33 protein-coding genes are annotated in these 25,648 nt (G+C 71.9%); 12 read left to right on the top strand and 21 right to left on the bottom strand.

From position 1 onward, the window contains the following. Positions 1-25: 25 nt before the first annotated feature. The 8 genes from CPH93_RS04050 to CPH93_RS04015 form a co-directional block, all read right to left on the bottom strand. Positions 26-283, bottom strand: coding sequence for a gas vesicle protein GvpG (locus tag CPH93_RS04050; protein ID WP_096211970.1), 258 nt, complete (start codon positions 281-283; stop codon positions 26-28). A 33-nt stretch (positions 284-316) separates the two neighbouring features. Further along, positions 317-1,030: a GvpL/GvpF family gas vesicle protein gene (locus CPH93_RS04045; RefSeq protein ID WP_096211969.1), complete on the bottom strand. Its 714-nt coding sequence runs from the start codon at positions 1,028-1,030 to the stop codon at positions 317-319. A gap of 2 nt (positions 1,031-1,032) precedes the next feature. Further along, positions 1,033-1,479, bottom strand: coding sequence for a gas vesicle structural protein GvpA (locus CPH93_RS04040; RefSeq protein ID WP_093487028.1), 447 nt, complete (start codon positions 1,477-1,479; stop codon positions 1,033-1,035). A gap of 71 nt (positions 1,480-1,550) precedes the next feature. Continuing rightward, positions 1,551-1,847 carry a gas vesicle protein GvpO gene (locus CPH93_RS04035; protein ID WP_093487030.1) on the bottom strand — a complete coding sequence of 99 codons (297 nt, stop codon included), beginning with the start codon at positions 1,845-1,847 and terminating at the stop codon, positions 1,551-1,553. A 285-nt stretch (positions 1,848-2,132) separates the two neighbouring features. Beyond that, a complete protein-coding gene (locus CPH93_RS04030) occupies positions 2,133-2,882 on the bottom strand; it encodes a glycosyltransferase (protein WP_096211968.1) in 750 nt (249 codons plus the stop codon). Continuing rightward, on the bottom strand, positions 2,879-3,496 hold the full coding sequence (locus CPH93_RS04025; protein WP_096211967.1) for a class I SAM-dependent methyltransferase: 618 nt from the start codon (positions 3,494-3,496) through the stop codon (positions 2,879-2,881). Before CPH93_RS04025 ends, CPH93_RS04030 begins: the two co-directional genes overlap by 4 nt. Then, entirely contained in the window at positions 3,493-4,257 is a 765-nt protein-coding gene (locus tag CPH93_RS04020) for a PIG-L deacetylase family protein (RefSeq protein WP_096211966.1), read from the bottom strand. Before CPH93_RS04020 ends, CPH93_RS04025 begins: the two co-directional genes overlap by 4 nt. Continuing rightward, positions 4,254-5,300: an acyl-CoA dehydrogenase gene (locus tag CPH93_RS04015; protein ID WP_443031455.1), complete on the bottom strand. Its 1,047-nt coding sequence runs from the start codon at positions 5,298-5,300 to the stop codon at positions 4,254-4,256. Before CPH93_RS04015 ends, CPH93_RS04020 begins: the two co-directional genes overlap by 4 nt. A gap of 297 nt (positions 5,301-5,597) precedes the next feature. Between CPH93_RS04015 and CPH93_RS04010 the strand changes: the two genes are divergently transcribed. Next, a complete protein-coding gene (locus tag CPH93_RS04010; protein WP_093487038.1) occupies positions 5,598-5,771 on the top strand; it encodes a CsbD family protein in 174 nt (57 codons plus the stop codon). 127 nt (positions 5,772-5,898) lie between these two features. On the opposite strand, the gene CPH93_RS04005 is transcribed toward CPH93_RS04010, so the two are convergent. After that, positions 5,899-7,110 carry an FUSC family protein gene (locus CPH93_RS04005; protein WP_231977173.1) on the bottom strand — a complete coding sequence of 404 codons (1,212 nt, stop codon included), beginning with the start codon at positions 7,108-7,110 and terminating at the stop codon, positions 5,899-5,901. A gap of 246 nt (positions 7,111-7,356) precedes the next feature. On the opposite strand from CPH93_RS04005, the gene CPH93_RS36650 reads away from it, so the two are divergent. From CPH93_RS36650 to CPH93_RS03990, 3 genes are all read left to right on the top strand, one after another. Beyond that, a complete protein-coding gene (locus CPH93_RS36650) occupies positions 7,357-7,722 on the top strand; it encodes a hypothetical protein (protein ID WP_231977172.1) in 366 nt (121 codons plus the stop codon). Between the two features lie 117 nt (positions 7,723-7,839). Continuing rightward, positions 7,840-8,010, top strand: a complete 171-nt coding sequence (locus CPH93_RS03995) for a hypothetical protein (protein ID WP_006601838.1) — start codon at positions 7,840-7,842, stop codon at positions 8,008-8,010. Between the two features lie 183 nt (positions 8,011-8,193). After that, positions 8,194-8,544 carry a PRC-barrel domain-containing protein gene (locus CPH93_RS03990; protein ID WP_096211965.1) on the top strand — a complete coding sequence of 117 codons (351 nt, stop codon included), beginning with the start codon at positions 8,194-8,196 and terminating at the stop codon, positions 8,542-8,544. A 105-nt stretch (positions 8,545-8,649) separates the two neighbouring features. Here the strand turns inward: CPH93_RS03990 and CPH93_RS03985 are convergent, their stop codons facing one another. From CPH93_RS03985 to CPH93_RS03960, 7 genes are all read right to left on the bottom strand, one after another. Then, on the bottom strand, positions 8,650-10,482 hold the full coding sequence (locus tag CPH93_RS03985) for a complex I subunit 5 family protein (RefSeq protein ID WP_096211964.1): 1,833 nt from the start codon (positions 10,480-10,482) through the stop codon (positions 8,650-8,652). Continuing rightward, positions 10,479-10,826, bottom strand: a complete 348-nt coding sequence (locus CPH93_RS03980) for a sodium:proton antiporter (protein ID WP_006601835.1) — start codon at positions 10,824-10,826, stop codon at positions 10,479-10,481. Before CPH93_RS03980 ends, CPH93_RS03985 begins: the two co-directional genes overlap by 4 nt. Continuing rightward, a complete protein-coding gene (locus CPH93_RS03975; RefSeq protein ID WP_096211963.1) occupies positions 10,823-11,581 on the bottom strand; it encodes an MnhB domain-containing protein in 759 nt (252 codons plus the stop codon). The genes CPH93_RS03980 and CPH93_RS03975 overlap by 4 nt, the downstream gene beginning before the upstream one ends. After that, the gene (locus tag CPH93_RS03970; RefSeq protein WP_093487046.1) at positions 11,578-11,847 is read right to left on the bottom strand and encodes a Na(+)/H(+) antiporter subunit B; all 270 of its coding nucleotides are present in this window, start codon (positions 11,845-11,847) and stop codon (positions 11,578-11,580) included. Before CPH93_RS03970 ends, CPH93_RS03975 begins: the two co-directional genes overlap by 4 nt. Next, positions 11,840-12,331 (bottom strand): monovalent cation/H+ antiporter complex subunit F, encoded by a 492-nt coding sequence (locus CPH93_RS03965; RefSeq protein WP_096211962.1) that lies wholly within the window; start codon positions 12,329-12,331, stop codon positions 11,840-11,842. The genes CPH93_RS03970 and CPH93_RS03965 overlap by 8 nt, the downstream gene beginning before the upstream one ends. Then, the gene (locus CPH93_RS36115) at positions 12,328-12,504 is read right to left on the bottom strand and encodes a hypothetical protein (RefSeq protein ID WP_167551422.1); all 177 of its coding nucleotides are present in this window, start codon (positions 12,502-12,504) and stop codon (positions 12,328-12,330) included. The genes CPH93_RS03965 and CPH93_RS36115 overlap by 4 nt, the downstream gene beginning before the upstream one ends. Positions 12,505-12,584: 80 nt before the next feature. Continuing rightward, positions 12,585-12,806 carry a hypothetical protein gene (locus CPH93_RS03960; protein ID WP_096211961.1) on the bottom strand — a complete coding sequence of 74 codons (222 nt, stop codon included), beginning with the start codon at positions 12,804-12,806 and terminating at the stop codon, positions 12,585-12,587. A 175-nt stretch (positions 12,807-12,981) separates the two neighbouring features. On the opposite strand from CPH93_RS03960, the gene CPH93_RS03955 reads away from it, so the two are divergent. Together CPH93_RS03955 and CPH93_RS03950 are read left to right on the top strand one after the other, a co-directional pair. Continuing rightward, positions 12,982-13,803, top strand: coding sequence for a HipA family kinase (locus tag CPH93_RS03955; protein WP_096211960.1), 822 nt, complete (start codon positions 12,982-12,984; stop codon positions 13,801-13,803). A gap of 32 nt (positions 13,804-13,835) precedes the next feature. Next, positions 13,836-14,489 (top strand): TetR/AcrR family transcriptional regulator, encoded by a 654-nt coding sequence (locus CPH93_RS03950; RefSeq protein ID WP_096211959.1) that lies wholly within the window; start codon positions 13,836-13,838, stop codon positions 14,487-14,489. Between the two features lie 23 nt (positions 14,490-14,512). Here the strand turns inward: CPH93_RS03950 and CPH93_RS03945 are convergent, their stop codons facing one another. The 4 genes from CPH93_RS03945 to CPH93_RS03930 form a co-directional block, all read right to left on the bottom strand. After that, positions 14,513-14,986, bottom strand: coding sequence for a VOC family protein (locus CPH93_RS03945; RefSeq protein WP_096211958.1), 474 nt, complete (start codon positions 14,984-14,986; stop codon positions 14,513-14,515). Then, the gene (locus CPH93_RS03940; RefSeq protein ID WP_096211957.1) at positions 14,986-15,933 is read right to left on the bottom strand and encodes a DUF5996 family protein; all 948 of its coding nucleotides are present in this window, start codon (positions 15,931-15,933) and stop codon (positions 14,986-14,988) included. Before CPH93_RS03940 ends, CPH93_RS03945 begins: the two co-directional genes overlap by 1 nt. 537 nt (positions 15,934-16,470) lie before the next feature. Continuing rightward, positions 16,471-17,151: a DUF4232 domain-containing protein gene (locus CPH93_RS03935; RefSeq protein ID WP_096211956.1), complete on the bottom strand. Its 681-nt coding sequence runs from the start codon at positions 17,149-17,151 to the stop codon at positions 16,471-16,473. A 206-nt stretch (positions 17,152-17,357) separates the two neighbouring features. Beyond that, positions 17,358-17,936: a TetR/AcrR family transcriptional regulator gene (locus CPH93_RS03930; RefSeq protein ID WP_093487061.1), complete on the bottom strand. Its 579-nt coding sequence runs from the start codon at positions 17,934-17,936 to the stop codon at positions 17,358-17,360. A gap of 375 nt (positions 17,937-18,311) precedes the next feature. Between CPH93_RS03930 and CPH93_RS03925 the strand changes: the two genes are divergently transcribed. The 6 genes from CPH93_RS03925 (at position 18,312) to CPH93_RS03900 (ending at position 24,471) form a co-directional block, all read left to right on the top strand. After that, on the top strand, positions 18,312-18,917 hold the full coding sequence (locus tag CPH93_RS03925; RefSeq protein WP_093487063.1) for a 2Fe-2S iron-sulfur cluster-binding protein: 606 nt from the start codon (positions 18,312-18,314) through the stop codon (positions 18,915-18,917). Next, positions 18,914-19,906, top strand: a complete 993-nt coding sequence (locus CPH93_RS03920) for an FAD binding domain-containing protein (RefSeq protein WP_093487065.1) — start codon at positions 18,914-18,916, stop codon at positions 19,904-19,906. The genes CPH93_RS03925 and CPH93_RS03920 overlap by 4 nt, the downstream gene beginning before the upstream one ends. After that, on the top strand, positions 19,903-22,047 hold the full coding sequence (locus CPH93_RS03915) for a xanthine dehydrogenase family protein molybdopterin-binding subunit (protein WP_093487067.1): 2,145 nt from the start codon (positions 19,903-19,905) through the stop codon (positions 22,045-22,047). Before CPH93_RS03920 ends, CPH93_RS03915 begins: the two co-directional genes overlap by 4 nt. Before the next feature lie 61 nt (positions 22,048-22,108). Beyond that, the gene (locus tag CPH93_RS03910) at positions 22,109-23,266 is read left to right on the top strand and encodes an XdhC family protein (protein WP_096215298.1); all 1,158 of its coding nucleotides are present in this window, start codon (positions 22,109-22,111) and stop codon (positions 23,264-23,266) included. Positions 23,267-23,368: 102 nt separating this feature from the next. Further along, positions 23,369-24,142: a DUF72 domain-containing protein gene (locus CPH93_RS03905; RefSeq protein ID WP_096211955.1), complete on the top strand. Its 774-nt coding sequence runs from the start codon at positions 23,369-23,371 to the stop codon at positions 24,140-24,142. A 62-nt stretch (positions 24,143-24,204) separates the two neighbouring features. Beyond that, complete coding sequence (locus CPH93_RS03900) at positions 24,205-24,471, top strand: acylphosphatase (RefSeq protein WP_173909710.1); 267 nt, start codon at positions 24,205-24,207, stop codon at positions 24,469-24,471. 55 nt (positions 24,472-24,526) lie between these two features. Here CPH93_RS03900 and CPH93_RS03895 read toward each other — a convergent pair whose 3' ends face one another. Further along, positions 24,527-25,576, bottom strand: a complete 1,050-nt coding sequence (locus CPH93_RS03895) for a UDP-N-acetylmuramate dehydrogenase (protein WP_269460161.1) — start codon at positions 25,574-25,576, stop codon at positions 24,527-24,529. Positions 25,577-25,648 lie beyond the last annotated feature (72 nt).

Raw genomic sequence — 25,648 nt, 5'->3', positions numbered from 1 at the left:
CTCGTACACCTCGTTCTCCTCGTGATCAGGAGTCGGTACGCAGCCGCTGCTGGTGGGCCTCCAGCCATTCCAGGCGGTCCAGTAGTTCGTCTTCGCGCCGGTCGAACTCCTCGGGCGTGATGCTTCCGTCGAGCAACTGCTGTTCCATGTCCCGCAGTTCCTGGCGTACGGGCTCCGGGTCGTAGTACTCGCGCTCCGCGGTGAGCAGCACCTGGTCGAGTACCCAGACCGTGCCCCGTACCGGAGCCAGCGGAAGGGTCAGGATGTTCGTGAGGAGGCCCATGGGAATGTCTCCACTCGGCGTGGGGCGGCCGGCTCAGACGAAGCTGTACGGCGGCAGCGGGCCGTTCAGGCGGAACGTGTAGGCCACGCCGCGCTGTTCGGCCTCCTGCTGGACGGCCTCGGAGAACGCTGCGGTCTTTTCCCGCCTGACCAGGAACGACACGTTCAGGAAGTGGGTCTTGGTCGGGTCGGCGACCGCGGTACGTTCCGCTGCCGGCGTGAGGCGGTCCACCATCTCGGCGCCCATACGGTCCTGTCGGGCCTGGACCTCCTGGGAGACCAGCTCGCCGAGCGCCACCCGGTCGCGGTGCGCACCGGGATCGTGCCGGGTGCGCTCGTTGAGCCGCCGTACGCCGGCGGACTCCGCCATGATCTCCCGCAGCAGATCGTCCTCGTCGCGGGCGACCTTGAGATTGAACTCCAGGCAGCCGGCGATCTCCTTGAGGCGTTCGGCGTAGGCGTCGCGCTGCTCCTCCAAGACGGCCGCGACCTGGCCGTCGTCGGGCCCCACCAGGCCGAAGCGCATCGGCAGGGCGGGACCGTCGGAGAGCAGACGCTCCTGCACGCTCTGGTGGGCGACCACATCCCTGCGCTTGGCCCGCAGATCCGCCGGCGCATCGCTGACCACGGCGCTCAGCTGCTCGGTCCGGACGGTGCGCAGCTGCGCTGCGGGGTCGCCGACCCCTTCGACGCCGTCCAGGCGGAGCGGATGATCGGCATCGGTGATGGCGTAGACGTAGGTCGGCATGGTCACTCCTCCCGGCGGCGGGCCGTACGGCGCTTGCTGGACGCGGAAGACTTGCGCGCGGGGCGCTCCGCTTCTTCCTCCTGCTCGGGTTCCTCGTGACCCTTCTGGAAGGAATCGCTGAAGGCCTCGATGGCGCCGGTCAGTGCGCCTTTGGACTTTCCTTTGGCGCCGTCCTCGGTCACCTCGCCGACCAGATCGGTGAGTTGACTGGGCGCCTTGCGGCCAGATTCCAGATCCAGTCGGTTGCATGCCTCGGCGAAACGCAGATAGGTGTCCACGCTCGCGACGACGACACGCACATCGATCTTGAGTATCTCGATACCGACGAGGGAGACGCGGACAAAGGCGTCGATGACGAGTCCTCGGTCGAGTATCAGCTCAAGAACATCGTAGAGATTTCCTGAACCACTGCCACTGCTCGGTGCATTGGATTGCTGGACGACAGTCACGGTCGATCTTCCCTTCCAGTGCGCTGGAGCGGGTCACGGCACGTTCCTTGATTCTGGCGAGCGTCTTTCCGTCACCGGTCGATTTGACCCCTGGCATAGCGGCGGGTTCGCTCGTATCCCACGAGTTCACCCTGTTCGTCGAGGTGGACGCGGTAGGAAGCCATCACGCTCGCGGTGTCCGGAACCCGTTGGATCTCCACTATTTCCACGTCCGCCGACCAACCGTCGTCGGTGCCTTTGAGTGCGGATACCGAGCCGGGCTCGCATTGGAGCATCTGAGCGAGTTGCGCAGCGGCGTGGCGCATCGCTGCGGGGGCGCCGATACGTTTCGGGCCACTCTTTCCTTCCGTGCTCTCCGTTGTTGCCATGATCCCGTCCGTTGCACGTCGTGGTGGTCTTGTTGAAGTCCCAAGTACGGTTGGCTGTTTGGGCGGTAGAACACCGCGTGCCCGTCTACGTCGAACGTATGCGTGGTGGCGGCTTGACCGTTTCCGTCCGCAGAAACTTCTCCCGGTGGGGCACGGTGAACGTGAACTCGCATTTCTCGGTGCGAGGGTGTGCGGGGCGGGGAGCGGGACGCCAAAAACTAGGAGCCCGTATGCGGATCGCGTACGGCGTCGCTGATGCCTCAGCGGGGCGCCGACGCCGTACGATCAGCCGGCCGGCTCACCTTCTGCGGCCAGCCCTGTCCGACCGGTCAGACCCGCCAGCGCTGCCAGGTCGCGCCCGAAGCCACCGGCGGCGCGCGGGCGCAGTCTGCTCGACGTCTCGACCGGACAGTCCGAGGTGCGCAGGACCCGGTGGCCGCCGCGTTCGAGCGCGGTGACGAGGCCGTGGTCCTCTCCGACGGGAAGCGGTGGGAAGCCGCCCGCCTTCCGGTAGGCGGTGGCGGTCACGCCGAGGTTCGCGCCGTGGACGTGCGGGTGACGCCATGGGACGCCGCCGGCGGGCCGAGTGGCGTGGTAGAGGCGGTGGTGCCGGGTGGCGAGGCCGGGGACCGGGGGCCATCGGGTCACGGTGACGGTGCCGACGACCGCGTCCCATCCTTCTTCTGCTCGGGCGAGTTGGAAGGCCAGCCAGTCGCGCGGCACGGCGCTGTCCGCGTCGGTGGAGGCGATCCACACGCCGGTCTCCGGGACCCCCAGGACGTCCAGGGCGCGGAGCGCGGCGGCAGCGCGGGACCTGCCCGGATTGTGACAGCGCAGCGGCACCACCACCGCCCCCGCTCTGCGGGCCACCCCGGCCGTGTCGTCGAGGCAGGAATCGGCCGCCACCACGACCGCCACCCGCGTCCGTACCAGCGCCGGATGGCGGGCGGCCGCGTGCACGGCAGCCAGGGCACGCGGCAGGAGGGCCTGCTCGTTGTGCGCCGGGATGACGACGGCCACCGCCTCCGGGGTCATACCAGCCCTTCCCGCGCGGCGACGGACGGTGGCCTGCTGCCGTCGGGGCCGAGCCGGCCGTAGGTCTGCAGGACGAAATCCTCCTCGCGGTGGTCGGCGAGCAGAGCAAGGCCGGGAACGCGCGCGACAACCCTTGCGAGGTCGGTTCCCGTTGCCAGGTGTTCCTTCACCGGGTGGTTCCAGTGCACGGCCACGAGGGTGCCGTCGGGCTCCAGCGCGCCGACGGCACGGTCCAGGAGGGCGTGCACGTCGGCGGTGTCGAAGTAGTAGAGCAGCTCGGAGAGGACGATGAGGTCGAAGGTGCCGTCCGGCCACTCCGCGGGGAGGGTGCGGCGTTCCACGGTGACGTGCGGATGCGCTGCCGTACGCCGGGCCGTCGTGGCAACTGCGGAGGCGATGCGGTCGCAGGCGAGAACGGAGTCGCAGCGCGCGGCGAGCCGGAGGGTCAACTCGCCGACGGAGCAAGCCGGTTCGAAGGCACGGCGATACCGCGGCCGGGGCAGGGCGGCGAGCGTCAGGTCGTACTTGCGGCGCTCGTACCAGCGCTCGGCGAGCTGCCAGGGGTCGGACGAGTGCTGGTACATGGCGTCGAAGTAGGAGGACGGAGTGCTCACCCGAACACCACCTCCGTGGCGCGCAGATGATGGGCGAGCTCTTCGGGCGGCAGGATCGCGGCGTCGCCCGGTCCGGGCCCCAGCGGGCGGATCTGGCTGGTGAAGCAGCTGAGGGCAGCGGCCTTGCGGGCCAGGGAGGCGGGCGGGAGGACGATGCGTGCGGCATCGGACCAGGGCACCCGCGGGTCATCAGGGCGGGCCCAGTGCCACATCCACACCGGATAGTGGAGGCAGCGCACGCCGGCGGCGCGGGCCGCTTTCCGCGCGGCGCGGCCGGCTGCCTCGTGATCAGGGTGGAGATCGGCGGTCCACGGCGCGGCGCAGAGTGCGGCTTTGGCCATGAGGGTCGTCAGGACGTTCGCGAGGTGGGCTTCGTGGCCGGCGACGTCGGTGTCGGGGAGGCGCAGCCGGATGATGTCCGTGCGGTGCGCGCCGAGCGTGCCGAGCGCCGAGCGGGCCTCCAGGGCGCGGCGGCGGGCGAGGGACTCGGGGGTCTCGATGCGGCTGTGCGGATGCGAGCGCTCCCCGTCGGTGATGGTGACCACGGTCAGCCGCACACCGGCGGCCGCCAGCAAGGACAGTGAGCCGCCGAAGCCGAGCACCTCGTCGTCCGGATGGGCAGCGATCACCACGACATGACCGGTCCGGGGCAGCCGCAGCTCGGGGAGCGCCTCCCACCCGCTCCACGCCCGCCATTCCCGTTCCGCGGTCCCCGGTGCCCGGATCGGGTCGATGTCCTGCTCGTCCTGGTACGACGTCATCGCGATGCCTCCGGGCGGGCCACCAGGCCACCGAGCTCGGCGAGATCGCGCTCCGCGTGGTGCTGGCGGAGGTAGACGGTCAGGTCGGCGGCGTTGCGCGCATGGCGCAGGTCCCGGCACAGCGGCGCGGCGCCGGTGGCCCGTCCCACACGGGTGAGCGTCCGGGCACAGACGTCCTCGACGAACCCGCGCACCCGCAGACTGCGGAGCCTGGCGCCGCCCCCGCGGTCGAGCGGGTCCTGGTCGATCTCCGCGGCCGCCTGTTCCAGCAGCGCGCCGGCGGCGTGCAACCACATGTCGACGGCGCCCAAGTGTGCATCGGTGTGCGGGTCCGCTCCGCGTTCCGCCGCGCGCCGGAGGGTCTGGGCGACGGCCAGCGCGCCGCCGTACCAGCAGGCCGCCACACCGATTCCGCCGTGCTGGAAGCCGGGGCGCCGTACGTAGCCCTCCACCGGGCCGACGGGTACCGCGGGGGCGTCGGTGAAGCGGACGTCCAGAGTGTCGCTGCCGGCCATTCCGAGGGCCTGCCAGGTGTCCTCCACCGGGCGGCAGGCTGCACCGCCCGTGCGCACGGAGAAGAGGCGCCGGCCGTCCGGGGCGGCGGCGGTGACCAGGGCGTGCGTGCAACTGTGGGCGCCGGAGCAGTACTGCTTCAGACCGTTCAGCCGCCAGCCACCGTCGCCCGGCGTGGCGGTCAGCCCCTCTCCCGGGGGTTCCGCCGCCCACACACCCCATCTTTCGGCCGGCCCTGGGGGCGGCGCGCCGAGCTCCGCGAGGATGGCGAGGGCATCCACATGGCCCTCGACGAGCCGTGCCAGGCTGAGGTCCCGCCCGGCGACGGATTGCAGGGAGACGAACCGCTGGGCGGTCCGTCCGGAGCCGGGAAGCGGGAAACCCAGCGCCCCCGATGCGATGTCCGCAACTACGGAAATGAATTCCTGCGCGGTCTCCCGCCGGGCTGTTTCGGGGCGGAGACCGGATTTCTCGTCGTCCTGGTCGCGCCCATCGAGGTCAGGGGTGGGGGAGGGCGCGGTGTCGTGCATCTCGGTCTCCTTCACCAGTCGCCCACGGGCCATGGGCAGCCCGTATCAGCCGACTCTCCTACCGTGGCACGGCGCGTGGCAGCCGGCCTGATGATCTAGCGATGTTCCGCCCCGTGACGGCTTACGTAATGGCTGCGGAAGGCAACGAATCCGGACCGTCACGGGTGCCGAGCTCCAAGTGAGAAACCGACCCGAGGTGACCGTGTGCGCGGCCGTCTCTGCCCCGCATGAGACAACAGTTTTGTCAGGGAATCCTGGGGCATCAAAACAGTGCCCCATCCCAGGAAGGACCGCACCATGAGCGCCACGGAAAAGGCGAAAGCAAAGGCTGCCGAGATCGGCGGCAAGATAAAGAAGGAAGCCGGACGTCTTGTCGGCAACGAGAGTGCGACGGCTGAGGGCAGTGCGAAGGAATCCAAGGGACATCTCCGCGCGGCCAAGGAGAAGGCCAAGGACGCCTTCAAGCACTGATCGGTCACACACTCCTTGGGCGGTCCCCGGCGTTGATTCCGGGCACCGCCCAAGTAGTGTGCGGGCAGGTGTTGTTCCTCGTGCGGCAGTCGTATGCGCGGGCCGCATTCCTACTGCATCCCGGACGTCAGTGACGGCGCTGGTCGACGTGGTGCTGGAGTACGTCACAGGTGTATTGGAACTCCTCCATCAGGCGGGTGGCCTCGATGACCAGGACCCCGTACGGGCGGGCCGGGTCGGCGAGTGGCAGGGCGTCCCGCTCGGCCTGTTCGGCCACCCGTCGGCGGCATTGCTGCGCCTGGTCCGCGAGCCGGCACAACTGCGGCGCCTGTTCGTGGAGCCGGTCTTCGTCCAGGCCGGAGAGGACCCGGATGATCTCGGAGACGGACGCCAGGAAGTCGGCGTAGCACTCCAGAAAGGACCCGTAGCGGTAGCGGTCCTCGTCCCCGCTCCACCGGTCCAGGCTCCGCGTCAGGCTCGCGACTTGGTGCAGGGTGCGCTCCAGCGCTTCCAGCACCGCGCCGTAGCCCGCGAAGCCGGGGCGCCCGCGATGGCGGCGGAAGAGACGGCGGGGGTTGTAGTGGAGGCTCTCCTGGGCCGTGCGCAGGCCTGTCCTCGCCTCGGTGACGAGGTCTCCCGTCCGTCCCGCCCGGGCCCGCCACCGTTCGGTGCGCTCCGGGTCGACGTCGTGTGCCCGCAACGCCGGATACACGTCGCTGACCAGGTCACACAGGGCGTGCGCGAGGGTGCGGATGCCGTGCTCGGCACCGCGGTAGCGCAGGGGCGGCAGGACGGCGACATTCACGAGGATCCCGACCCCGCAGCCGATGAGCACCAGCAGGATGATCTGGCCGAGCTGGGTCACCTTCTGGAGGTTCGAGGTGGCGGAAAGGTAAGTGGAGAAGGCGAAGAACGCCGCGGTGGCTACCTGGGAGCCCTGCGAACCGAGCGCCGGCCACCGGCCGATCGTGAGCGCGATCAGCGCCACCAGGGCGAACGTCAGCACGTCGGGGCCGACCAGGAAGCCCAGGGCCGCCTGGACCGCCACCCCCGCCACCACGGCGGCCACGTAGCGTGACGAATCCAGCAGCGACCGGTAGACGGTCACCTGCATGATCAACACCGCGGAGAACGGGGCGAACGCCGGTGACTGGGCGTGCAGCATGTCGGAGGAGATCAGCCAGGCGATCGTGGCGGCCAGGGTGCTTTTGCCGATCAGCAGCGCGGTGTGCCGCTCAAGCCCCTCCGACCCCCGTGCCCGCTTCCACCACTGCCCGATCCGGGCGAGCCGGCCCTGCTGCGCCGGCTCCGCCCGCCCCTCGCCCACTCCCTCGGTCATGCCGGCCCTCCGCCTCCTGAACGGTCCGCGCACTGCGGCGGATCTTCGCTGGGCCCGGTACCCGCCCTCAGCGGCCCCACCCCCTCACACGGGGAGATCCGGCACTCCCTGCTGCCCCCGGAGCAACATCTCACGGGCAATGAATGATCTCCGGTGGCACGGTGTTTGACGAGGAATCAGCGGATGCCCGCAACAGCGGGAAAACTTCCGGGGTTTCAAAAAGTCAGGAGTGGCGAGACGAATGGGATGAGTGACGAACGAAAGAAGTCCGACGGCCCCTCAGGGACGGTGCAGCGCGAATCCAAGGCGGCTGCCGCCAAGGGAAGGAAGGCTGCCGAACATACGGCTCGTGTCGCCACCAAGGAAACCGCGGCGGCCGGTGATCGTGCCAAGGCGAGTATCGAAAGCGGTCGGCAGGCCGCGGTGGACGCAACCGAAAACTTCGCTGCCACGGCCGTCACCACCTGGAAGGTAGTCAAGAAGCGCAAGGCCCTTGCCGCGAGCGTCGGCGCCGGGCTGATCGGCGCCGTCGGAGCCGCATTCGCCGCGGGCCGTGCCACGGCGAAGCCAAGGACCGGCCCCCTGACGCGACTTGCCCACGGCCGCATCTGAGCCGGCCTTCCCCCACAAGACACTTGAATATCCCCAGTCGCCACATCCGGCGCTTTCCACCGGAGGTCGAACTCTCACCGCGTGGAGTCGAAGTCCCCTATTCGGAGGTTGACTCTCATGGTTCCCCTGCTTCTCGTCCTGCTTCTCGCGCTCCTTCTCTTCGGCGCCGGATTCGCCTTGAAGGCCCTGTGGATCGTCGCCGTTGTCGTGCTGGCGTTCTGGCTGCTCGGTTTCCTCATGCGGTCGACGAGCGCCGCAGGTGGGCGCGGGCGCTGGTACCGCTGGTGACTTCACCGTCCGCGCGGGCTCCCCGCAGCTGAATGCTGCGGGGAGCCCGCGCCGCCGCAATAGAATGAAGAAAACCGAGTCGGCGCGCGCAAAAAGACCGCTGAATTCCCCTGGAAATGCACAGCCGCCGGCGTTCCGCGGCATGCCGGCCGCCGGGCGGCCCACCACGACGTGAGGGTTCCCATGACGGACACCATCTGGAGCTTCGCAGGAAAGACGGGCTACCAGGCAGGCACCGACCTGACCGGCTTCGACGTCGAGGCGATCGACGGCAGGATCGGCAAGGTCGACAAGCACTCCGAGGAGGTCGGCACCGCTTACCTGGTCGTCGACACCGGGGTATGGATCTTCGGCAGGCATGTCCTGCTGCCGGCCGGAACCATCTCCTCCATCGACGTCGAAGCGACCACGATCTACCTCTCCCGCACCAAGGACGACATCGAGCACGCCCCCGAGTTCGACAAGGACAAGCACATCGACGATGACGCCTACCACCAGCAGCTCACCGGCTACTACGGCGCTCCGCACTCCTGACCGCGCCGGGGTGCAGTCCGTGCACGCCAGCGCGGAGCCGACCTACGGCGGGGGCCCCGGGGCTCGCTCAGGCTCCGCGGGCGGCACGGAGCCGGCCGCGTGCCGTCACGCGACCAGCGCCGCCAGCAGCGTGACGCCCGCCAGGAACCAGGCGACATAGTCCCCGGCATGGCCGGAGTGCAGCCGGCGCAGCGGCGCGGCCCAGCGGGTCGGTTCCTCCGGTACGGGCTGTCGCACGGCCGCCAGGGCGAACGCCGCGGCCAGAGCGGTGGCCAGCAGGCCCCACAGCACGCCGGGTGCGGTCCAGTGCGGCGGGGGAGTGGCCGCGGGCTCCGTCGTACGGCCGTCCAGCACGGTGGCCAGATAGCCGGCGTGGTCGGTGAAGGCGTCGGCCGCAGCGCCGATGCCCGTCCACAGGCCCGGAACCAGGCCCACCGCGAGCGCCCCGGCGAGCAGCACCGTGGGCACGGCGAGCATGCTGTCCGGCACCCGGGAGAGCCGCCCGCCACGGGTCTCCGGCTCCTCCGCATCCCCGGTCGTCTCCTCGGCCGAGCCGGCCGGCCCGGAATCGGCTGCCGCTGTCTCCGGGGCCGGACCCGCCGCCAGGAACACCCGCGCCCCGGCCCGCAGCACCGCGCCCCCGGTGGCCGCCGAGACCAGCACGAACAGCGCCGTAGCCCAGCCGCCCGCCGCCTCTTCGATGACGGCCTTGCCCAGCGCGGTGCCGAACGGCGGCAGTCCCGCCAGCGCCAGGCCGCCGAGCCCGAACAGGGCACCCGCCCAGCGGAGTTCACGTCCCTTGCCGTGCAGCTGGTACTCGTCGACGCTGCCGAACCGGTCCAGGAGGATGCCGACGCAGGCGAAGAGCGCGGCCTTGATCCCGGCATGCGCCAGCACGTACAGGACGACGCCGCCGAGCCCCTCCGGGGTGAGCACCGCGACACCCACCAGGAACAGCCCGGTGTGCGCCACCGTCGAGTAGGCGAGCAGCCGCTTGAGATGGCGCTGCTGCCAGCACATCACCGCGCCCAGCACGGCGGTCAGCACCCCCAGGGCCAGCAGCGCCCGGTGCGCGTCGGGTGCCGGAATGCCGCCCGGGCCGGCGAAGACGGTCCAGTAGATGCGGGCCACGCCGTACAGTCCCAGCTCGACCATGACCCCGGACAGCAGCATGCACACCGGGGTGGGCGCCACCGCGTGCGCATCGGCGAGCCAGAAGTGGAACGGCACCGCCGCGGCCTTGACCAGCAGACCGGTGAGGACGAGGACGAAGGCGGCGATCACCAGCGCGTCCGAGCCGCCGGTCCGGGCGTCGAGGGCGCTGCCGATCTGGGCGAGGCCGAGTTCCCCGGTCCGGGCGTAGAGCAGTCCGATGCCCAGCAATGTGGCGTAGGCGCCCAGGGAGTTGACGAGGCCGAACACCAGCGCCCCCTGGACGGCGCGGGCCTCTTCGACGCGGTAGCCGGTGAGCGCGTAGGCGACGACACCCATCAGCTCGAAGAAGACGAAGGCGTTGAAGAGGTCCCCGGCGAGCGCGAAGCCGCACATGCCGGCCTGGAAGAGCAGCACCAGGGCGGGGAAGGAGCCCGCATGGCGCCGTGGCGGTTCGTCGAAGTACCGCCAGGCGTAGGCGAGGGCGGCCAGGGACAGCAGCGAGACCAGCGCGGCCAGGCCCAGACCGATGCGGTCACCGACCAGCACGATGCCCACGCTCGCGCCGCCGTGCGGCCGCCAGCCGCCCAGCCATTCGACGGGCCGCGCGGTGGACGACGGGGTGGCGGCCGAGGCGGACAGCGCGAGCGCCGCAGTACCCGCGGCGAAGAGGCACCCCAGCACTTCCGCGGTGTACCGCGGAAGCCGTCGGCCCGCGCCGACCAGCACCGCCGCGCCGAAGAGCGGGGTGGCCACGATCAGCGGGAGGCTCTGTGCGACGGTCACCCCCGCAGCTCCGAGAGCTCGTCCGGGTCCACCGTCCGGTGCCGTTTGGCGATCTGGATGACCAGCGAGAGCAACAGCGCGGTGACGGTCGCGCCGATGACGATGTCCGTGAGGGTGAGGGCCTGCACGACGGGGTCGACGACCGGGCGGGAGCCCGGCGCGATGTCGGAGAAGACCGGGGCGGTGCCGCCGCGCCGGTAGCCGATCGCGAGCAGCAGCACATAGGTCGAGGACTGGCACACGGCGAGACAGCCCACCGCGTGGAGGAGATTGCGGCTGGTGGCCAGCCCGTAACAGCCGATCAGGAACAGCCATCCGGCGATCAGGTACGGCAGCACACTCATGTTCCGGCCCCCGCTTCGTCGTCGCGCTCCGCGCCCTCGATCTCCACGGCCTGGTCCAGGAACCGCGCCAGCAGGACGACCACCCCGCACGCCACCTCCACGCCGATCGCGGCATTGAGCACGGGAACGGTGCCGCCGGAGGAGAGCGTGTTGAAGGTCCCGTAGGGGAGGAAGTTGGTCAAAAAGGCCGCCCCGGTGACCAGTGCGGCCGCGCCCACCAGCAGATAGGCGGCCTCACCCGCGGCATCCGCCACCTCGTACATGCCGACCGGTCTGATCCGCTCCAGCGCACGGTAGTCCACGGCGATGTAGAGCAGATGCAGCGCGGTGGCGACCACCACCCCGCCCTGGAAGCCGCCCCCGGGACTGAGCTGGCCGTGCGCGACGACGTACAGGCCGATCAGCAGGGTGACGGGCAGCGCGAGCAGGGCATAGCGGCGTACCGGCGACGCGACCCGGGCCGGCTCGGGCGGCAGCCGGTTCTCCTCGCGGGTCTGCCGCAGCAGGACGACGGTGCCCACGACCGAGCCGAACAGGATGGACTCCTCGCCGAGTGTGTCGAAGGCGCGCTGGTCGAAGTTGACCGAGGAGATGGTGTTGGCCGTGTGCCGGGCGAGCGCGGCATGTACGGCCCGGACGCCGTAGGGGTGCCACGAGCCGCCGAACGCGGGTAGCTCCCAGCAGGCCAGAACGAACAGGACGGCCACCCCCAGACCCCCGGCGGCCAGCACCCACAGCCGCACTCTGCTGCTCATTCGTGCTCCTCCCGGCGCTCGCTGCGTGCCGTGCGGCGCACTTTGCGCACGGACAGCAGCACCATCAACGGCGTCAGCGCGGAGCCGACCGCCAGCTGGGAGAGTGCGACATCGGGCGCTTGCAGCAGCAGGAAGACGGTGGCCAGCGCCAGGCCGAGCAAGGAGAGCAGGAAGGACTGCCGGACCGGATCGCGCACCAGGACGGTGGCGGTCCCGGCAGCGGCCACCAGGACCAGGCCGCACAGCAGCGGCAGTTCATCAGCCATCGGACATCCCTTCCGCCGGCCCGGTACGGTCGTGCCCCGTGACGACGGCGGCGGTCACCGCCCGGGCGGCCGCCCAGCTCCCCAGCATCAACAGCCCCCCGATGACCAGCAGTTTCACCAGCGCCCTGCCTGGGCCGGTGGCCGCGCACAGCGGCGGCACCACGGCGAGCACGGCCGCATAGCTCAGCGCCGTCACCGTGCGCAGCGCCCGCGGCCGAGGCGGACGGGCCGCCAGCCGGTCGGCGAGCAGCCGCACATACAGCAGCGTGCCGGCCGGTCCGAGCACCGAGAGCACCAGCGCCGGATCCACGTAGGCCGGGCGCGCGTAGCCCTGCGCCAGCAGCAGGACGACCAGGCTGAGCAGGGTGGTCGTGAGATTCTGCGCGGGCACCCGCCGGCGAACCGGGCCGGTGGCCGCGCCCCATGCGGCCGGGGCGACGCCGCCCACCAGCAGCGCCGTCCCCGCGGCGGTCCAGCCGTTCACCGGCGCCCGGCGGCGCGGCGCGCCCCACAGGCCGCGGCGGCACAGAGCAGCGCAGCGCCGGCGCCGACCGCCCACTCCAGCGTGTCCACCGGACCGATCAGTACGATCCACAACCCGGTCAACACCGCCCACCACCCGAGGAGTTCGGCGCCCGTCGTCAGCCCTCGCGTCATCCGCGCACCTCCTGCCGCCCGGGTACCCCGGCCTCAGGCTCACATGCGGCGGCCCGGCGGCCCTGTCACCGCGCCGTGCGTTAGTCCGCCTGACCCACTTCCTCGGCGTGCCCGCGTCGTGCGCGCTCCAGGGCGGCGTCGAAGTCGCGCTGGGTGTCGTCGCACCAGTGCAGCAAGTCTGTGAGGACGTGCTGCAAGGTCTCGCCCGGGCTGCGGTGCCAGCCCTCGCCGGAGAGGGTGTACGTCCGGAGGGCCTCGTTGGCGCGGGCGACCGCCGCGTCGTGCACCTGTGGCGTTGCCATGCTCGTATCTCCTGTCGAAGCGGTTCGAAGCGGTCCGTCCTGTGCTGACGGCCGGCACCCGGGACCTGACGCCGTCCCAGAAAACTATAATGGACTGCATATTTGGAGTAGGGTTCATTTTCTCGGCCGTCGACTCTCCGGGGCGGCCCTTCATGAGGGAACGGGGGCGGAACCCATGACCACCACCACCGCAACACATGAGCTGCGGACGGTGACGGCCGTCCGGTACGTGACCCCGCTCAGGAGCGGCGGCTCGGTCCCCGGCGTCGTCGAGGCCGACGATCTGGGGACGTACGTCGTCAAGTTCACCGGCTCGGCGCAGGGGCGCAAGGCGCTCGTCGCCGAGGTCATCGTGGGGGAGCTGGCGCGGCGACTCGGGCTGCGGGTACCGGAGTTGGTGCTGATGCACTTCGACCCCGCCGTGGCCGAGGCGGAACCGCATCAAGAAGTGCAGGATCTGCTGCGCTCCAGTGCGGGACTCAATCTCGGGATGGACTACCTGCCGGGAGCCGCCGACGTCACGCCGCACGCGCTGCACGCCGATCCGATGGAGGCCGCCAGGATCATCTGGCTGGACGCGTTCACCGCCAATGTGGACCGCACGGTGCACAGCTCGAACCTCATGGTCTGGCCGACCTCCGGTCACCAGGAGCCCCGCTTGTGGCTCATCGACCACGGTGCCGCGCTCGTCTTCCACCACCGGTGGGAGAGCGCGGCGGACGCGGTGGGGAAGGCCTACGACCTCCGCCATCACGTGCTCGGCTCCCGGAGCCCGGACCTGGCGGCGGCGGACGCCGAGCTCGCACCCCGGGTGAGCACCCGGCTGTTGCGCGAGGTCGTCGCGGCCGTCCCGGGCGAATGGCTGCGTGGGGAGCCGGGCTTCACCACGCCGGACGAGGTCCGGGATGCGTACGTCGCCCACCTCGCGGCGCGCGCGAAAGTCTCCGCCCGGTGGCTTCCGGGGGCCTTCCGCGAGGGCGGGCAGCCCGGTGAATGAACGCCCATGACCAGCACAGTTAGGCTCTTTTCATGAGCGAAGGGCTGCGGGAGCGCAAGAAGCGGCAGACACGGCAACACCTCTCCGAGGTGGCCATCGGCCTGTTCGTGGAGCGCGGCTTCGATCAGGTCACCATCGCCGAGGTCGCAGCGGCGGCCGAGGTCTCGGTCAACACCCTCTACAACTATTACGAGGCCAAGGAAGACCTCGTCCTGCCGCCGGACCAGGCCTCCCCGCAACGGCTCGCCGATATCGTGCGCGCCCGGCAGCCCGGGGAGTCCGCTGCCCGGGCCGTGCTCGCCCACCTCCGGGACGAACTGCGCCGCCGCGACCGCACCGTGGGTCTGACCGCAGGCTTCGGCCGGGTCTTCGCCATGATGCGGGCCGCCCCCACCCTCACCGCCCGCCTGGAGGACCTCGGCCGGCAGATGACCGAGGCACTCGGCGCCGTCCTGGCCGAGGAGACCGGGGCCGCGCCGGACGACCAGATGCCGCGCGCGGTGGCCTCCCAGATCGGGTGGTTCCACTCGCTGGTCTACAGCGAGATCGGCCGGCGCCTCGTGGCGGGCGAGAAGCCGGACACCATCGCGGCGGCCGTGCTGGAACTCCTCGATCTCGTCGAGGACCTGCTGAGCGAACGCACGCTCACCTATGCCCTGCGCGAGGGCTCGTCACGTTCCGCTTGACGGGACGTCCGGGGTGGCCGTCCTCATGGGTGGCCGCCCCCCTGCGCGGGCGGCCCGCCCGTATCCGCGAAGACGCCCTCCAGCATCCCGGTGGCCTGTCCCACCTCGATCAGATGGCCGTCCGGATCGCGGAGGTAGCAGCGGATCTCGGCCTTGCGGTCGATCGGCTCGGTCAGGAACCGCGCGCCCTTGGCGACGGCCTGCTCGTAGAAGGCCGCGATGTCGGCCACCCGTACATTGAGGAAGGCCGACACCGGGTCGCCGGGTTCGGGCGGGGTGAGGGTGACCTCGGGCTTGTCGGGGGTGGGGCCGCCGCCGGGGTTCATGATGATCCAGCCGTTGGCGATCTTCACGATGCAGGGGTTCTCGGCCAGCACCACCTCACCGCCGAACACCTCCGCGTAGAAGCGGCGGGATACGGCGACGTCCCGCACGGTCAGGAAGTGGGTCAGTACGAGCCCCTGAGCGGGTGTCGGCCAGTCGTCGTGATGTGTCATCAGGTCTTCCCTTCCCAGCGCTCCGGATCGATCTCCAGCGCCGCCCGGTCCCATCCGGCCCGGTCGGCGGCTGCCTCGTAGGTGCTGTGCAGGAAGCGGGAGAGCGTCCGGTCGGGGTCGTCGGCGCTGCGTACCGTTTCGTACGGCAGCAGGAACTGACCGTTTTCCGGGCTGTAGAACGCCTCGGCGGGGGCCACCGGAGCGTCCGCGAAGCCTTCCGGTTCGGGGTAGGCGTAGGCGTAGAAGGCGCCCTCGTCCCCGCCGCCGGGCCAGAATCCGCAGCTGCTCAGCTCGTGGGAGTAGCCCTCCACCATGACCCAGTCGCCGCAGTTCGGCGCGCCGCCGGGGTGCCGGGGGGCGCCGCGCCCGGAGAAGCGGGTGCAGGCCAGGTCCATGGCGCCCCAGAAGAAGTGGACCGGGCTGACCTTGCCGGCGAAGGCGCTGCGGAATTCCCCCAACACCCGGTTGGCTTGCAGGAGTTGACGCCAGAAAAGCTGCGCCGCATGCGGGTCGTAGGTGTGGTGCCGGTAGTCCTCCGCGAACGGGATCGCCGGCTCGATCTCGTTGGGATGCCCCTGGATCGTGGTGGGGACGTCCAGTTCGTCCAGGGCCCGCAGGACCCGGGCGTGGAAGTCGGCCACCGGCATGGACTCCAGCGTGATGCGGCGGGTACCGCCGTCGCTGGTGCGCAGGTGCAGCGTGTGGTCGAGGAAGTCGAATTCGATGTCGAAGGCGCCCGTACCGTGCGGGACGGCGGAGGTGGTCAGTCCCCGCGGGCTGACGTAGAACGTCACCTGCCACCAGTGGTTGAGGAGCGGTGCGTGCGCCAGCCGGACCTTGCCGACGATCTGGGTCCACATGTGCAGCGTCTCGCGGGTGTCGGTCCAGTCGGCCACCCGCAACTGCGGCCACCCCGTAGCTGTCCGGGAGGTGTGCGTTGTCCCCATGGTTCCTCCGCTCCGTGGCGTCGGACGCTCCTGGGCCGGGCGCTCCTGCGTCTCCGGTACGGCGCCCCGGGCCCGGGCCTGGCCCCGTGCGGACCGGGACGACCGGCGAACGAGCCGGACCTGCGCGGTGGGTCCCTGTCACCGCCCGTCCGCCGCGCCGATCCGACGGCGGTGGGCCGCACCCCCGTCCGCTCTCCACCTTGCCCAGGGCCCGTGACCTCCGGCAACTCGGCACCGGCTGGTCCTGCCGGTGCCGAGTGCGTGGTGGCGTTCGGCGGTCCGCAGCCCCCCGGCTGCTCACCGCTCGGCGGGCGCTCCCTGTGCGCCACGCCCTCCTCGCCCACCCGGCTCACCCCGCGTGAGACCGGGTACCGAAACCGCCCGCCGCCCCGCGACGCCCGCCCGTGCGGGCCCGCCCTCCGTACGGGCCCGAACGCCGGCCGGAGCCGGGACGGGGCGGGCATCGCAGGGCCGAGCTTCGTGCCCGGGCCGCGTTGGTCTTACGCGGCCCGGGCCGGTACGCCCCCGGACGCGGAGTTACGCCGCCGCGCCGGGTGCGAGGGCGGTGACGCTGAACTCATCGCCGCAGACCTGCAGTCCGGAGGCGCGAGCGGTCATCGACTCCTTCGAACCGGGCGGGAACGCCTGCACCGAGGCCCCGGCCGGCCAGCAGCCGGAGCCCTTCATCCCCTTGGTGATCGTGTGCAGCACCGCATGGGCGCTCTTGCCGGGAGCGAGCGTGACGGCCGCGCCCGCCGCGCCTTCACGGGTGGCCGGCTTGCCGACCGCCTGCCCGTCCTTGGCCAGCAGCGAGACTCCGGGGAAGCCGCGCAGGGTGCAGGACTGCTTGCCGCTGTTGGTGAAGGTCAGCGCAGAGCGGATGTTGCCCGCGCCCGGGTCGGGCTGCCCCAGCGACATGCGCAGCGACGCCGCGGTGCAGCGGTGCGACGAGTGGTCGGTGGACGCGGCGCCCCGGGCGGCGGTGGGCTGACCCGCGGTGTCCGCCGACCCGCCGGAGTTCTGCGAACCGGTGCCGGTGCCGCCCCCGTTGGTGCCGGACGCCGCGCCCGAAGAGCTGCCGCCCGAGGTGGCGGACGACGGGCTCTTCGCGCTGTCGGGCTTGCCGTCCTGGCACGCCGTGAGCGCGGCCGCGGCGGTCACGGCCAGCAGCGCGGCAGCGAGGGTGCGGACGCGGCGGGGGGAGGGCTGGGGGGACATAGTGCTCCTGTGATCTTCGAGCCTGGCGGATGAGCTGTGCTGCACTCGTGTACCTGCTCCCTGGGGGGCAGGCCGCAACACCCCTGACACGTACGGCGGTCAGGTGGGGCCGGGTGTTGCGGCGAGCAGGGACAACCCTTCCGGCGGTCACTGTCGGTTCACTAACGGAGCACTAACGTCCGGCTGCCGCGGTGCGGTTTGGCCCCTCACGCCCCCGGAGCGCCTGTCCGGAGCCCGTCCATGACCAGGTCGAGGAGGCGGCCGGCGCGTGACTGCCAGTCGCTGTGCGGGTCGATCTGCCAGAGGCCGGCGATGGCGAGGACGAAGTCGTCGGGGGTCACGTCGGGGCGGATGGTGCCGGCGTCCTCGTTCGCCTTCAGGAGCAGGGCCACGGCCGAGGTCACCGGGCCGTGGCCCAGGCCGGCCAGGCTGCCGCAGGCGCTGGTGGCCTTGCGCATGGCATCGGCCAGGCCGGCCTTGGCCATGGCGTACTGGGCGAGACGGTCCATCCACTCCCGCAGCGCCTGCTCGGGTGTGCGGGTTTCGAGCAGCTGGGAGGCGGCGTCGGCGACCTGCTGCACCTCGTAGCGGTAGACCTCCAGGACGAGTGACTCGCGGTTGGGGAAGTTGCGGTAGAACGTCCCCTGCCCGACGCCCGCCTTCTTCGCGATCGCGCTCAGCGGGGCGTCCGCCGAGTGCGTCAGCTCCGCCAGCGCCACTTCCAGGATGCGCTCGCGATTCCGTTGCGCGTCCGAGCGCAGGGGTGCGTTCTTGTGCTGCTGCACTCGTCCTCCTTCCGGGAATCACGGGAAAGCCGCTCTTGCTAACCGGACAGTTGTCCGGTAGTTTCGATGGAGTGGACAGTTGTCCGCTTAGGTCCACCATAGCGGCAGATACGGCCGGAGTGGTGGTCGGTGCGGGGGGTCGGTGCGTGGTGGCCGATGGTGCCCGCCGCCGGTCCGTCTCCAGCCGCCCCCGCCATGGCCTCCGAGCTGACGCCGCCCTGTACAGAGCCCTTGCCTCCCTGACCGCCCGTGAGGTTCCCGCCTGGTGCTCCCGGTTCCGCGGCGCGGGGATCGTCCGACTCCCGAGGGGCCCGCCGGTCTCAGGCCCGCGCCCCGACGCCCGCCGCGCCTGACCTACGCGAAAGAAGGCTGACCATGGCCCCACCGACGTCCAGCGCCGTCACCCTGCACATCAACGGCGAGAAGCACACGCTGCCCGTCGATCACCGCACCACCCTGCTTGACGCGCTGCGCGAGCAGCTCGATCTGACCGGAACCAAGAAGGGCTGTGACCAGGGCCAGTGCGGCGCCTGCACGGTGCTGATGGACGGGCGCCGGGCGGTGTCCTGCCTCCAGCTCGCGGTCGCCGCCGAGGGACGCGAGATCACCACCATCGAGGGGGTGGCGGACGGCGAGCGGCTGCATCCGGTGCAGCAGGCCTTCCTCGACCTAGACGGCTACCAGTGCGGCTATTGCACACCGGGGCAGATCTGTTCGGCCCTTGCGGTGATCGAGGAGCATGCGGCGGGCTGGCCGAGCGCCGTGACCGCCGATGTGCGACCGGAGGCGGGCGTGCCGGCGCTCACCGCCGACGAGATACGGGAGCGGATGAGCGGCAACCTGTGCCGCTGCGGCGCGTATGTGTCGATCGTCCAGGCGGTGGCCCGGGCGGCCGAGGCTGCGGGGGCCCCGGCGGTGCCGCGGCAGGGGAGCGGCCCGGGCGAGGCCGGGGCCCCGACGGACGAGGAGGCGGCGGCATGAGGGAATTCGGCTATCGGCGGGCGACCGACGTCCAGGGTGCGGTCGCGCTGCTCGCCGCCGAGCCCGAGGCGCGCCTGCTCGGCGGCGGCACCAATCTCGTCGACCTGATGAAGACCGGAGTGGAGCGGCCCGCGCTGCTCATCGACGTACAGGACCTCCCCCTCGACCGGATCGAGGTCACCCAGGACGGCGGTCTGCGCATCGGCGCGACGGTCACCAACAGCGCACTCGCCGCCGATCCCGAGGTCCGGCGCCGCTATCCGGCGCTGGCGCAGGCCGTACTGGCCGGTGCCTCGGGGCAGTTGCGCAACATGGCCACGGTCGGCGGCAATCTGCTGCAGCGCACCCGCTGCGGCTACTTCACCGACCCGGCCGCGGCGTGCAACAAGCGCGTCCCGGGCGCCGGCTGTCCGGCCATCGAGGGCGAGCACCACAACCACGCGATCCTCGGGGCCTCCGGGCACTGTGTCGCCGTGCACCCCTCGGACATGGGGGTGGCGCTGGCCGCATTCGACGCCGTCGTCGAGTACGAAACGGCGGACGGGGCAGGGGAGTTGCCCTTGTCGGAGTTCTACCTTCCGGTGGGGGAGACCCCGCATCTGGAGACCGCGCTGCCGTCCGGTGCGCTGATCACCGGGCTCCGGCTCCCGCCGGCTCAGGTCGCCGCCGTCTCCCGCTACCGCAAGGTGCGCGAGCGCGCGTCATACGCCTTTGCGATCGGCTCGCTCGCCGCCGCCCTCGACGTCCGCGACGGCACCGTCCACGAGGTCCGGCTCGCCTTCGGGGCGGTGGCGTCCCGGCCGTGGCGGGCCCGGACGGCCGAGCGGGTGCTGACCGGGGGGCCGGCGAGCGCCGAGGCATTCGCCGCCGCCGCGGATGCCGAACTCGCGGCCGCCGAGGCGCTGCCCCACAACGGCTACAAGGTGACGCTGATGCGCAACCTCGTCGTCGCCATGCTGACCGAGCTCACCGAGGAGGCTGCACGATGACCACGACGACCACGGGAACCACCGCGGTGACGGGGGCCGTCGGCGCCGCCCACACCCGCGTGGAGGGCCTGGCCAAGGTCACCGGCGCGGCCCGCTACGCCGGCGAGATCCCCTTCGCCGAACTCGCCCACGGCTGGCTGGTGTTGTCCACCATCGCCCGCGGCCGCATCCGCGCCGTGGAGTCCGCCCCCGTACTGGCGATGCCCGGGGTGCTCGCCGTGCTCCACCACGGCAACGCGCCGCGCGTCGACGGCAACTACACCGGTCCGCTCGGGCCGCCCGATCCGGTCGTCCAGGTCTTCCAGCACGACCGGGTGCCGTACGCCGGCTGGCCGGTGGCGCTGGTCGTCGCCGAAACGCCCGAGCAGGCGCGGGAGGCCGCCGAGACGCTGGTGGTCCGCTACGACCAGGAGCCGCACGAGGTCGCGTTCGCCGCCGGGCACCCGGACATGTACACGCCGGAGAGCTCCCCGCAGTCCGCGGCGGAGACGGAGAAGGGGGACCTGGCGGCCGAACTCGCCGCGTCCGCCGTGGTGGTGGACGCGCAGTACACCACGCCCGAGGAGCACCACCATCCGCTGGAGCCGCATGCGGCGATGGCGCGCTGGGACGGCGGCCGGCTGGAGCTCGTCGACTCCAACCAGGGCAGCAGATACGTGGCGGAGGAACTCGCCAACCTGTTCTCCCTGGACCCGGCCTCGGTACGGGTACGGTCCGAGCACGTCGGCGGCGGCTTCGGCTCCAAGGCCCTCCGCCCGCACCAGGTGCTCGCCGCCATGGCGGCCACGGTCCTCCAGCGCCCGGTCAGGGTGGTCCTGACGCGCCGCCAGATGTTCTCGGTCGTCGGCTATCGCAGCCCCACCGCGCAGCGGATCAGGCTCGGCGCCGACGCCGACGGCCGGCTGCGCGCCTTCGACCACCAAGCGGAGTGCGTCACCTCGACGGTGCGTGAATTCATCGAGCGGAGCGCCGACATGGGGCGGGTGATGTACGACGCCGACGCGCACCACACCGTCCACCGCGTCGTACGGCTCGATGTGCCGACCCCGAGCTGGATGCGTGCACCGGGCGAGGCACCGGGCTCGTTCGCGCTGGAGTCCGCGCTCGACGAACTCGCCGAGAAGTGCGGGATGGACCCGATCGCGCTGCGGGCCCGCAACGAACCGGCGGCGGGCCCGGTCTCCGGGCTCCCGTTCAGCAGCCGCAAGCTGCTCGACTGCTTCCAGGAGGGCGCCCGCCGATTCGGCTGGGCGGACCGGGACCCGCGTCCCGGCCGGCGGCGGGAGGGGCGCTGGCTGCTCGGCACCGGCACGGCGGCGGCACAGTTCCCCGCGCGGGCCCTCCCGTCCACGGCGTCCGTGACGGCGGAGGCGGACGGCGGCTTCACCGTACGGATCGCCGCCGCGGACATCGGGACCGGAGCGCGCACCGCCCTGACCCTGATCGCCGCGGACGCGCTGGAGGTGGCGCCGGAGCGCATCCGGATGCAGATCGCGGACAGCGACTTCGGCCCGGCGATGATCGCCGGCGGCTCGATGGGCACCCGCTCCTGGGCCTGGGCGGTCACCGCCGCGGCGCGCGAACTGCGGGAACAACTGGCCCTGGGCGGCGGGATACCCCCGCAGGGGATCACGGTGCGGTCGGACACCACCGCCGCGATCGCCGCGCTGGCGCAGAAGGAACGGCACGCCTTCGGCGCCCAGTTCGCCGAGGTCGCCGTGGACGTCACCAGCGGTGAGGTCCGGGTGCGCCGGATGCTCGGCATCTTCGCCGCCGGCCGGATCGTCAATCCGCTCACCGCGCGCAGCCAGTTCATCGGCGGAATGACCTGGGGACTCTCCATGGCGCTGCACGAGGAGGCGGTCCGGGACCGGGCCTCGGGCGCCCCGGTCGGCGCCGACCTCGCCGGCTATCACGTCGCCGCGCACGCCGACGTACCCCCCATCGAGGCGGACTGGGTCGACGACCCCGACGAGGACGACCCGGTCGGCATCAAGGGGATCGGTGAGATCGGCATCGTCGGCGGTGCGGCAGCGATCGCCAACGCGGTCTGGCACGCGACCGGGGTACGCCACCGCGACCTGCCGATCCGCCCCGACCGTGTCCTGCTGGCGGGAGGCGGCGACCGCGCCGCCGGATGAGCCCGTCCGGACGTCCGCGGTGCCGCCGTCCCGCCGGACCACGAACCACGAGGAGACCACGATGCTGGACATCGCCGACGAGTTGACCCGTTGGGTCGAACAGGGCCGGGACTTCGCCGTCGCCACCGTCGTGGCCGTCGGCGGCAGCGCACCGCGCCGGCCCGGCGCCGCCCTCGCCGTCGACAGCCGGGGCACGGCGATCGGCTCGGTCTCCGGGGGCTGTGTGGAGGGGGCGGTCTACGACCTGTGCGTCCAGGCGCTCAGGGACGGTGTGACGGTCCGCGAACGGTTCGGCTACAGCGCCGAGGACGCCTTCGCGGTGGGATTGACCTGCGGCGGGGAGATCGAGGTCCTGGTCACGCCGGTGGCGGCGAACGCGCCGGAGCGGAGGGTGTGGGCGGCGGCGCTGTCGGCCGCCGCCCGGGGCACCGCGGCGGCCCTCGCCCGGGTCGCCCGGGGCCCGGCCGGACTCCTCGGCAGACCGCTGCTCGTCCACCCCGACGGGACGTACGAAGGCGGCCTCGGCGGGCCTCCGGAGCTGGACCGCGCGGCGGCAGAGCAGGCCCGCGCGCTGCTGGACGCCGGGCGCACCGGGTCGTGCGACCTCGCGGAGGACGGATCGCGCTGCGAGCCGGCCGTGACGCTGTTCGTCGAATCGAGTGCACCACCGCCCCGCATGATCATCTTCGGTGCGGTCGACTTCGCCGCGGCGCTGGTGCGCGCCGGAAAATTCCTCGGCTACCACGTCACCGTGTGCGACGCCCGCCCCGTCTTCGCCACCCGGGCCCGCTTCCCCGAGGCCGACGAGCTCGTCGTCGAGTGGCCGCACCGCTATCTCCAGCGCACCGAGACCGACGGCCGCACGGTGCTGTGCGTGCTCACCCACGACGCCAAGTTCGACATACCCCTGCTGGAGGTGGCCCTGCGGCTGCCGGTCGCGTTCGTTGGCGCGATGGGCTCCCGCCGTACCCACGAGGACCGCAACCGCCGCCTCCGCGAAGCCGGCCTCACCGCACCCGAACTCGCCCGGCTCCACTCACCGATCGGCCTCGACCTGGGCGCCCGTACCCCCGAGGAGACCGCCCTGTCCATCGCGGCGGAGATCGTCGCGGCCCGGCGGGGCGGCACGGGCGTGCCCCTGACCGGCTCGCGGCGGCCGATTCACCATGACGCGCACGAGCGGGGATCCGGTGCGGCCGGGTCGCCCGCGGCGGCCTGACGCGGGGGGCGTCCCGCCGCGGCGGCCTGACGCCCACCCGGCCGCCGGTCCGTAAGGGGGGCGGCTGATACGTCCGGACCCCGGCCGGGCAGGGATGGGCACATGACCGTCCTCGTCGGAACCTCCGGCTGGCAGTACAAGGACTGGCGTACGGTCCTTTACCCGCCCGACCGGCCGCAGCGGCTGTGGCTGGAGGAGTACGCGCGGCACTTCGCCACCGTCGAGAGCAATGCCGCCTTCTACCGGCTGCCCGAGGAGAAGACCTTCGTCGACTGGCGGGAGCGGACCCCCGACGGATTCGTGATGGCCGTCAAGGCGAGCCGCTACCTCACCCACATCAAGCGGCTGCGCGATCCCGAGGAGCCCGTCGCACGGCTGATGTCGCGCGCCGCCGCCCTCGGCCCCCGGCTCGGCCCCGTCCTCCTCCAACTGCCGCCCACCCTGCGCGTGGACGCCCGGCTGCTCGACACCTGCCTCGGCTGCTTCCCGGCCGGCACCCGGGTCGCGGTCGAACCCCGGCACGCCTCCTGGTGGACCGCGGAGATCCGTACGGTGCTGGAGCGGCGGGGCGCCGCGCTGTGCTGGGCCGACCGCGACTCCCGGCCCGTGACGCCCCTCTGGCGGACCGCCGACTGGGGGTATCTGCGCTTCCACGCGGGCCGCGCGGAACCCTGGCCGCGCTACGGCCGGCAGGCGCTCACCACCTGGGTGCGGCGGATCACCGACACCTGGCCGGAGCGGGCCGACATCTACGCGTACTTCAACAACGACCCGGACGGCGCGGCCGTCCTGGACGCCGCGCACTTCGGCCGCGCCGTCGGGGCCGCCGGCCGCGGTGTGAGCCGTACGCCGACCGGGCGTGGCGCCGCGGGCTGACCACGGCGCCGGGATATATCTGCGCGGGTACCGCCAGGGCGAGGAAGCGAGGTGAGACGCGGATGATCCGCCGACATGTGGTGGTCTCCGGGGACGTCCAGGGGGTGTTCTTCCGCGACACCTGCCGGCGCACGGCGGAGGAGCACGCCGTGGCCGGCTGGGTGCGCAACTGCCCGGACGGGACGGTGGAGGCCGTGTTCGAGGGGACGCCTGAGCGTGTCCAGAAGCTGGTGGACTGGGCGCACCAAGGCCCGCCCCTGGGGACCGTCGACGCGGTGTCCGTCCAGGAGGAGGAACCGGAGGGCCTGACGGACTTCGACGTCCGCTAGTTACCCCAAGGGTTCCGGCTGAGGACTGCCGGGGCGGTGCCCGGCCCCCACCGCCTCAGAGGAAGTCGATCTCCGAGGTCAGCCGTACCCCGGTGCGGCGCAGGACCTCCTGGAACACGATGTCGATCGCCTCGGTGAAGCCGGCGGCGCTCGCGCCCTCGTCGGCGACCAGCGTGTAGTGCAGCGAGGACAGCCGGACGCCCGGCACGATCGGGCGGCGCAGCTCGAATCCGGCCTGCCGGATGAGCCAGCTCGCACTCACCCGCACCGAGCCGTCGGGGAAGTGGTTCACCGGAGCGTTCTGCGCCCGCAGGCTGTCGGCCTGGGCGGGGGAGATCTCGGGGCTGAGGAACACACTGCCGACCGACCGGTCGTCGGTGCCGCTGCAGCCCAGCACCATGCCCTTGCTCCGCCGGACGGCCAGCACCGCCTGCGCCACTTCCTCCAGGGGGACCCGGCTCCCGACCGGCACGCCGAGCTCGGCGGCGACCGTACGGTAGCCGACCGGCGCGCTGAGTTCGGACCGGCGCAGCGCGAAGACCAGGCTCAGCAGCGTCCAGCGGCGGGAGTGTTTGAAGACGCTGGTGCGGTGCCCCAGCCCGCACGCCGCGGCATCCAGGGTGACCATACGGCGCAACGTCCAGTCCCACGCGGTCACTTCCACCAGGCTGTCGGCGGTTTCCTGACCATAGGCACCGACGTTCTGGACCGGGGTGGCGCCGGTGGTCCCGGGGATGCCCACCAGCATCTCCATCCCGGTGAGGCCCTCGGCGATGGTGGTGTCGACCAGGTCGGAGAGCAGATGACCGGCCTGCACCTCGACCCGCACCCGGCCGTCCGCCGTGCTCCCCGTCATCCGTACGCCCTTGGTGCTCATCCGCAGCACGGCGCAGTCGCATCCGGCATCGCTGACCAGCACATTGCTTCCCTCGCCCAGACAGACCGGGGCGCCGGGCAGGGTGTCGGCCAGCGCGACGAACTCGGGGAAGTCCGCGGGGTCGTGCAGCTCCATGAGGGCCGCGGCCGGTCCTCCGATGCCCAGCGTCGTCATCGGGGCAAGCGGTACCGCGTGAGTGACTCGCATGTGGTCCTGTTTCTCCTGGATGCCGATCCGTGTCAGAGGGGGCCCCGGGGGGGCGGTGGTTGCGCAGCGGCGGTGCTCAGCCCGCGCTCAGTC

Source organism: Streptomyces sp. 2323.1 (genome assembly GCF_900221035.1).
In the GTDB taxonomy this organism is placed as follows: domain Bacteria; phylum Actinomycetota; class Actinomycetes; order Streptomycetales; family Streptomycetaceae; genus Streptomyces; species Streptomyces sioyaensis.
The sequence above is the reverse complement of the archived record's forward strand: the minus strand, read 5'-3'. Positions and strand labels throughout refer to the sequence as shown.